General features: G+C 71.6%; 5 protein-coding genes, 1 pseudogene and 1 CRISPR repeat array. All 6 genes and pseudogenes read right to left on the bottom strand.

Annotated elements, in window-relative coordinates:
- Positions 1 to 6: 6 nt before the first annotated feature.
- Positions 7 to 1,192: direct repeats of the CRISPR family, unit length 29 nt; unit sequence GTCCTCCCCACGCACGTGGGGGTGAGCCG.
- Positions 1,193 to 1,244: 52 nt separating this feature from the next.
- On the bottom strand, positions 1,245 to 2,807 hold the full coding sequence (locus tag AAH991_RS39425) for an ISL3 family transposase (protein ID WP_346231070.1): 1,563 nt from the start codon (positions 2,805 to 2,807) through the stop codon (positions 1,245 to 1,247).
- Positions 2,808 to 3,206: 399 nt separating this feature from the next.
- Positions 3,207 to 4,088, bottom strand: a complete 882-nt coding sequence (locus AAH991_RS39420) for a hypothetical protein (RefSeq protein ID WP_346231069.1) — start codon at positions 4,086 to 4,088, stop codon at positions 3,207 to 3,209.
- Positions 4,078 to 5,733 (bottom strand): relaxase/mobilization nuclease domain-containing protein, encoded by a 1,656-nt coding sequence (locus AAH991_RS39415; RefSeq protein ID WP_346231068.1) that lies wholly within the window; start codon positions 5,731 to 5,733, stop codon positions 4,078 to 4,080. The genes AAH991_RS39420 and AAH991_RS39415 overlap by 11 nt, the downstream gene beginning before the upstream one ends.
- The gene (locus AAH991_RS39410; protein WP_346231067.1) at positions 5,730 to 6,125 is read right to left on the bottom strand and encodes a plasmid mobilization protein; all 396 of its coding nucleotides are present in this window, start codon (positions 6,123 to 6,125) and stop codon (positions 5,730 to 5,732) included. Before AAH991_RS39410 ends, AAH991_RS39415 begins: the two co-directional genes overlap by 4 nt.
- 169 nt (positions 6,126 to 6,294) lie before the next feature.
- Entirely contained in the window at positions 6,295 to 7,542 is a 1,248-nt protein-coding gene (locus AAH991_RS39405) for a barstar family protein (protein ID WP_346231066.1), read from the bottom strand.
- A 115-nt stretch (positions 7,543 to 7,657) separates the two neighbouring features.
- Positions 7,658 to 7,857, bottom strand: a pseudogene (locus AAH991_RS39400) (glycosyltransferase family 2 protein); the annotation flags it as partial.

The raw sequence follows: 7,857 nt of genomic DNA, 5'->3' as shown, positions 1-7,857 counted from the left end.
CGACTCGTCCTCCCCACGCACGTGGGGGTGAGCCGCTGCCGCCTTCAGCGCGTACTCGGCTGGTGGCGTCCTCCCCACGCACGTGGGGGTGAGCCGACACCGGCGTCGGGGGACTGGCAGAGGCGGATGTCCTCCCCACGCACGTGGGGGTGAGCCGCCGAAGTCGTCGCGCGAGGTGACCAGGCCGTAGTCCTCCCCACGCACGTGGGGGTGAGCCGCCCCCGCGCGACGGCGGAGGCTTCGGGGCGACGTCCTCCCCACGCACGTGGGGGTGAGCCGGCTGACGACTCGTGGAACAGACATCAGCGCAGGTCCTCCCCACGCACGTGGGGGTGAGCCGGACGTGTGGGCGGCCCGCGAGGGCATCTTGGAGTCCTCCCCACGCACGTGGGGGTGAGCCGGCGCAGGGACTGGGGCAGCTGTCGTCGGCCATGTCCTCCCCACGCACATGGGGGTGAGCCGCGCCCGATGCCGGAGTAGAGGATGGATAGGGCGTCCTCCCCACGCACGTGGGGGTGAGCCGACCGTCCGCCTGCGAACCTACAAGCGGTTCGTGTCCTCCCCACGCACGTGGGGGTGAGCCGCTGGGCGTCGTCGGTGGCAATGGGAAGCTCGAGTCCTCCCCACGCACGTGGGGGTGAGCCGCCAAGACGGATCGGTCCCCGGTGTGGAGCCGGGTCCTCCCCACGCACGTGGGGGTGAGCCGCCGTCTGCGGCGGCCCAGGGCGACCTGATCGTGTCCTCCCCACGCACGTGGGGGTGAGCCGCCTTCGTAGACGACGTTGATTGCCCGGTTGGGGCTTCCCCACGCACGTGGGGGTGAGCCGCGGCTCCCGTTCACGTGGGAGGCGCGGATCAAGTCCTACCCACGCACGTGGGGGTGAGCCGCAGGTCGGCGGGCGCGAGGTCATGGCCGAGCAGTCCTCCCCACGCACGTGGGGGTGAGCCGCAGCCACTCGGGCAGCATCACCACGCGCTCCCGTCCTCCCCACGCACGTGGGGGTGAGCCGGAGATCGCAGAGGAGTACGTCTCCGTCCAGGCGTCCTCCCCACGCACGTGGGGGTAAGCCGAACGCGACCAGCTGCGCGTCCGACGCGGCGCCGTCCCCCCACGCACGTGGGGGTGAGCCGCCGATGACGTGGCTCGGGGAGCCCGTGGAGCAGTCCTCCCTACGCACGTGGGGGTGAGTGTCAAATTCCGGCTCGATCGTGGCTCTGGCACAGATTCCGTGCGTTGACCCGCCTCAGTCGGTGAGGAGGACGCGTTTGCGCAGGAGGTCGGGGTTGGCCCGGCCCCACATCTGCCGCTTGAGCATCTTGACGCGGTTGACGTGCCCTTCGACCTTTCCCGAGCTGTGGGGCAAGGTCAGGCCGGCCTTGGCGGCGTCGAAGTCGCGCCGCAGCCCCGTGACGAAGGAGTGCAGTTCCGGAAGGTCATCGGCCTGGACCCGCTTCATCCACTGCTCCAGGCCGTCACCGGTGAGCCGCGTCATCATTTGGGCGAAGGCGCGGACGTGCTCGCGGAGCGCGGCCAGGGCCGGGTTGGCCGCGGTTAAGGTCTGCAGGTGCTGGCGTTCGTCGGCCTCGAGGGTGTCGGGGTGGCGGAGGAACCAGCCGGTGGCCTGGCGGACGGTGGGCGGGGGTGGTAGCAGGGCGATGGTGGTCTGTGACCTCCAGGGCTGCACGAGCTGGCGCACCATGGTGGCCTTGCCGCGGTAGCCCATGGCCGTGATCTCCTGGTAGAGCTGCTCGGCGTTGGTGCAGCCCTCCTCCCAGCGCTGCCGCAGGTAGCCGGCGTACTCCTCAATCATCTTCGGGCGTTTGCCGGTGCCGTTGTGCACGAGCAGCTCCTCCGGATCGTTGGCGCGGGCGAAGCGGCGGACGGTGTTGCGGGCCAGCTTCAGTTCGCGGGCGATCGCGCGCAGGTCGCGGCCTTGCGCGAGTAACTGGTGGATGAGGGTGTGCCGGTGGCGGGTCCGCTCGGCCAGACGGCCGGGGCGCCGCTCCGGGCGAGCGGGCTCACTTGCAGGTGGGGCGGTGACCGGTGCTGGTGCCGGTGCCGTCACCTCGTCCGGCGGGGTGACGGCCGCCAGGTCTCGTAAGTGGGCGCGGTGCTTGGTGACGGTGCGTTCGACGGCGTCGCCGAGGTTGCGCCACATGTGCCACCGGTCGGCGACCTGGATCGCCTGCGGGGCACCCCGGGCGGCGCCGTCGGCGTAGCAGCCGGCCCTGTCCCGGCAGATGATCTGCACGCCGGGACGGGCGCGCCGCCAGGTGGCCAGCGCGTCGGATGAGCGTTCGGGGAGCACGTCGACCGGGCGGCTGGTGGTGATGTCGATCAGGATCGTGCCGTAGGTGCGGCCGCGGCGCAGGGCGAAGTCGTCCACGCCCAGCACCTGGGGTCCTTTGGTGGGTTCGGGGTCGGGCAGGGATCGGATCAGCCGGATCAGCGTCATCCGGTTCACCGCGGCGGCCAGGAGGTGGGTGAGCCGGGCACCGGCCCGGCCGCCCAGGGCCAGGGCGATCGTCTGCAGCAGTGTGCGGAGCGGGACGCTGTAGCGGCCGTAGCGAATGGTCAGCCCGGGCACCTGCTCGGCGAAGGTCTTCGCGGCGCAGTCGTCGTTGCCGCAGCGAAACCGCCGTACCCGCAGGTGGAGCACCGTCTCCTGGCCGCCGACTGCGGTGTCGCACACCCGCCGCTCATAGCTGCTGTGCACGCGCTGGGAGATCATGCCGCACCGCGAGCATGCCGCCTGCGAAGCGCGGGTCCTGGCCCGGATCCGTACCGATCTGCCCGACCGGCACACACTGTCGATCTGCAGGCAGGCCAGGTGAGGGAAGAGAACCGCGAGCAACTCCGAGAACGTCACCCAGCATGATCAGCAACACCCAGCAGCCGAGCGCCGGAAGATCACGGAATTAGTGCCAGAGCCGGTCTTCAACCGGAACCGACAGTGAGCCGATCCGGAACAACAGCGACGTGTCCGCCACGGGGTCCTCCCCACGCACGTGGGGGTGAGCCGGGCTTGGTGGCGTACCCCGCTGGCGCGGAGCAGTCCTCCCCACGCACGTGGGGGTGAGCCGCCCGCCAGGCGTAGGAACGGAGGACGGTTGGGGTCCTCCCCACGCACGTGCCGGACGAGGGCAACGTCTCGTTCGAGCAGACCGGGTCCTCCCCACGCACGTGGGGGTGAGCCGTCTTGCCTTCATGGAGCAGGCGGACTGGCTGTGGGCAAAGAAGCTTCGTGGCGCAGCGAACGGACCGGGGAAGTTGAGCTGGGTGCGAGGTCGTCGACGGCGGACTTCGCCACCTGGTCGACCGTGTGTGGGTGGTCGAGGGCGGCCAGAGCCGCCGCCGTACTGGCCCGGGTGGCTAGCGCAACGTCGACAGCTTGCAGTGGCAGGTTCGTACGGCTTTCCAAGACCGACCGCAGTTCCTCGTCCGTCGGCGCGGCACCGCCGGGACAGGCGCCCATCTCGTCTAGCAGTTCGTGCGCCCGCTGCTCGGCGGCGCGCGCCCACCGTGCGCGTTCCCAGTCCTTGCGGAAGGGGCCGTGCTCGAAGCGGTCGAACACCGCCTCGTGCCCCAGACCGGCGGTCACCGCAGCACGATGAGGGGCGGGGCCGTGGGCGTCGCGGGAGAACGACGGGGCGGCCTGCCGCATCGCCTCCAGCCGGCTCATCCCGTCCGCGCGCAGCCGGTCGTAGTCCGCCATCGCGTGTGGGTGCAGCGTGCGTAGTCGCTCCTCGCACTTGCGTACGGTCGCCTCGGCGGTGGGGTCGTCGTTCACGTGCGGCACGGCAGCGCTCCAGATCCTGCCGACGTCGAGTAGGTCGGCTTCGCCGAGCCAGCGCGGGTCGTGGGCCGGAGCCCAGCGGGTCTGGGCGGCCTGCCGGACGGCGTGCGCCTGCCGTTCCAGTTCCCGCCGCGCCGCGAGGTCACGGGCCTGCGCGATTTCGGCCCGGCGCCGCGCGATGTCGACTCCGACCTGGACGGCGACCGCGAGAAGCGAGGTCAGCTGGGCGGTGCGTCCGGCCGCTCGTCCCAGTGCTTCGCGCATCGGGTCGTCGTAGTGCTCACCATCCATGCCGGGGCTCCCTGGCCGTGCTACCGGGCTGCCCCGGAGAATCCTGGCGTAGCTGTACGGGTTGAGGGTGAGCGGGCGGCGTTGCCGACACCGTGACCTGGGTGAGCAGCCGATTCGCCGCCTGATGAGCGGCGGTTGCCTGGGCCGCGTGTTGGGCCCGGCGCAGGTCGGCGACCGCGGTGACGAGAGAGGCCAGCGCGCCGACCAGGACCACGCCGGCGAGCGTCGTTTCCGTGCCAATGACATCGGACAGCGCCAGCAGCCGGACTGCGGAGCGCAGCCGTACGCCCTCCGGTGACGGAGCAGGGATCCTGCCGTAGGCGGTGCGGGCGGCGCGCTCGTACTCCTCGGCCGCCTTCGCCAGGACCGGGTTGCCGAGCGCGGCGGCGGCTACGCGCAGGACGTCGGCGGCGGCCCACGCGGCGTCGGCGGCCGAAGCAGGGTGCTGCCTGATGCGGGCCGCCGCGGCCGACGCCGCCTGCGCGGCCTCGCCGTACAGCGCCTCCCGCTCGGCCCGCGTCCAGCCGTCCTCGCCGGTGCGCCACCGGCGGCGGAGCAGGGGCAGGGTGAGCCAGTCGGCAAGGCGGCCTCCTGCATACCAGATCTGCTCTCCGCTCCCCCGTCCGTCGCGGTCGGCGGTGCGGGTCATGCCGGGCAGGCTGACGGCGTAGCCGGTGACCTGGCCGGGGTTGGTCTGGCTGTGGCGCAGCCGTACGAGCACGCCCTGCTCGGCCAGGCGGCGGAAGAACTCCTGTTCGCTCCGCGCGTCACGCGCGGCGGCCGCGACCTTCTCCCGGAGTTCGTCACGTGGCGGTCGGCGCCAACGGCCGCATAACTTGGGCCAGGTCAGGTCGGGAGCCAGCGCCCCTCCCCCGTACCAGACGAGGGCGCCGGCGGCGGTCCGGTGGTGGGCGAGCGCCACCGCATACCCGGCGACCTCACCGTCGTCGCGCCGTCGCAGCCTGACCCGCACGCCCACCTCTGCGAGCCTGGCGAGGAAGTCCTCGGGCGACAGCGCGGCGGCGGCCGCCACGGCGACCTGCCGCCGCAGGGCCTCGCGCGGGATCTGTGACCAGCCGCGCCGCCCGGCCTGCTCCCGTTCGGCCCGGGTGGGCCGCTTGGCCGCAGTGCGGTCCCCCGGCGCGGTGCGGCGCAGGCCGAGCTCGGCCTCCACGGCCCGGCAGACCTCCCGCAGCCGGTAGAAGTCGTTGGAGGTGCGGGCCTTGCCGCCGTCCTGCCGGGCGAGAGTGGCGACGATGTGGATGTGGTTGTCACCGTGGTGGACGGCCACCCAGCGCACCGCCTCCGCCTCCTGCCCATGCGGCGCGAGCCCGGTGCCGTGCATGACCTCGCGTGCGACGTGCGCCCATTCGGCGTCGGTCAGGTCCCGGTCCTGTGGGGCGGCGCGGACGATGCAATGCCACACGCGCTCGGCCTCGCCTATCGCCGCGCACGGCTGCCGGAGCAGGGTGGTGAGCCGGGTGAAGTCGCGCTTGCCGTCCGCGCGCAGCGGCGGCTCCAGTTCGCCCGGGTCCCGCCAGCCGGCGACCAGGTGCGGGTTGATGTGCTCGTTGGCCTTCCCCGGGCCGTACAGGTAGCGCAGCAGCCCGGCCACGCGCCCGCCGCGCCGTACCTTGCCGATCACGGGATCTTTTTCAGTACAGCGTGCGCCACCTCATCCAGGCGGGCGACGAAGCGCACGCAGGCCGCTGCGTACAGGCGCAGGGTAGGCGGCTCCTCCCCCGTCGCGTGCAGTGCCGCCACCGTCTGGTTGAGGTTCACGCCGATTTTGCGGACCTGCTCGCTGGCCCGCATCAGCTCTCTGAGCGCCTCCCGCAGCGCGGAAACCTGCGGCCCGGTTTGGCCCCGCGCGGCGGCCAGAGCGGCGTTGGCCGCGTACGCGCCGCGCGACAGCCCGTCGCGGGTGGCGGCCTCCTCCAATTCGGCGTACTCGCCGTCGTCGAGCGAGAACTGCACGACATGGGCCCGCTTCGGCCCCCGCCGCCTGCGGCGCCGCCCCTGACCACTTCCGTCCATCAGCCGCCGACGCTCGGCGTGCGGGGTTGCGCTCAATGTGACGCGGTCCCCTGATCAGCCGCGGAGACGACTTCGATGAGCGGCGGCAGGAAGATCTGGATCGCTTCAACCAGGAGGCGCATTTGGCCCGTAAGGGGCCGGTCCCAGTGTGGGCGTTAGAGGTAGCGGCTCATCGCATGTCGATGTCGATCCCGAATTCGACGATGAGGATGTCGAGCAGGTCCTGCAGTGTGATCGCCGGGCCCCATGTCCGCTGGCTGTAGGACGGACGGTCATAGCCTGGCACGAGGTGGCGGCGGGCTACCTCGGAGTGGTGCCAGATGAGCCGGAAGGGATGCGCGGCGCCCCATCGGCCGCGCAGGCAGTCGGCGAGCGCATCGAGGTTCCAGCCGAAGTAGCCGCCGGGGCCGTTGATCGCCTCGCCCATGGCGCAGTAGAAGCCCTCGATGTCGGTGACGAACCGGCCGTCGAGGTGGTAGGTGTACCCAGCGGGCCGATCGGGCTGCCTGTGGTCACGGTGGTGCAGGGCTGCGCCGGACCATTCGTGCCGTAATGCCCGGTCGTAGCCGGCCCATAGGTTTGGGCGGGTCGGTCGGCCACTGTGCCACAGATCCCATATCTCGCGGGCACTGCTGGGCAGGGGATCGTGGAGCCCATCGTCGAGAATGACGTCGACGAGGCCGGCGCCCAGCGAGGAAGGGCGTGATCCGGTCACGGTGGCCGACACCATCTGGGCCGTATCAACGGCGCGCCCGCTGTGGTCGACGGCGTGGATCATTGCGCGCAGGTAGCGGCGCCGGGCCGATGTCCGCTCCATCAGGGCGTGGAGCGGCGGTTCGGGGCGACAGCCGATGAGGGTCAGCGGATGCGCCGGGGGACGCGGGCGCTCTCGGAAGATCCCCCTGGTGCGCAGGCAGTGGCCCAGCGGCTCCTCCCCCAGTCCGGTCAGCATGACCTTGTGCGCTGCGGGGGGCTGCGCCGGCGGCCAGTGCATCTCCTCCAGGATGCGCAGATGACCGCGCAGGTCGATGTCGATGAGCCCGAACCCCGCCGCCGAGGGACGCCGACCGAGCACGGTGACATCGAACAGCTCCTCAATGCACGAGCAGCCAATGCTGTAGGGCTCGCAATCACGCGGAAGGTCCTGGGGATTGTGCACCGGGTCCAGCATGATGCTGGCCAGCCACGCCCGGTCGGTGCCGACATGCCGCAGCGCCTCATGCAGCGGGCCCGCCGGTTCACAGCCGATCAAGGTGTAGTGCTCTGGGGCTGCGGGCGGTTCCGGGTCGACGAACAATCCGTCGATGTCGGCACACAGCGCCATGCGGACATCGGAGCCGTCCACGCCGCTGCTTCCCTCATCGATCAGCAGCCACCGCAGCGGCACGTCCTGGTCCCAGGTCCGTACCTGATCCATACGGCCTCCACGCGGAGATCTTGTCGCCGCAGGCGACCTTACCGCCCTGCCGCGTGCGGCCTGCCCGGCGAGAACGGCCCTTCGAATTGTGTGAAGTCCGGGCTGGGTCGCCGGGTCAGACGATCGGGGGGCGGCCGGCGAGGGTGAGCCGTGCCACAGTGGTCCAGGACATGGGGCGGCGCTGCCCGTGCCCGCCCTTCAGGCCCTCGCGCAACCCCCGGAACCAGACGGCGAGATTGGTCCTGTCGCGGATCCGGGCGATGCTGACCACGGTCCAGACGGCCAGGTAGACGGGTATGAGCGGGGCGGGCAGCC

The organism is Microbispora sp. ZYX-F-249, from assembly GCF_039649665.1.
In the GTDB taxonomy this organism is placed as follows: domain Bacteria; phylum Actinomycetota; class Actinomycetes; order Streptosporangiales; family Streptosporangiaceae; genus Microbispora; species Microbispora maris.
This window is presented reverse-complemented; position numbering and strand designations above follow the sequence as displayed.

Coding starts and splice junctions, on each gene's coding strand:
- AAH991_RS39410 (WP_346231067.1), bottom strand. CDS start 6,125: ATGGACGGAAGTGGTCAGGGGCGGCGCCGCAGGCGGCGGGGGCCGAAG.
- AAH991_RS39420 (WP_346231069.1), bottom strand. CDS start 4,088: ATGGATGGTGAGCACTACGACGACCCGATGCGCGAAGCACTGGGACGA.
- AAH991_RS39405 (WP_346231066.1), bottom strand. CDS start 7,542: ATGGATCAGGTACGGACCTGGGACCAGGACGTGCCGCTGCGGTGGCTG.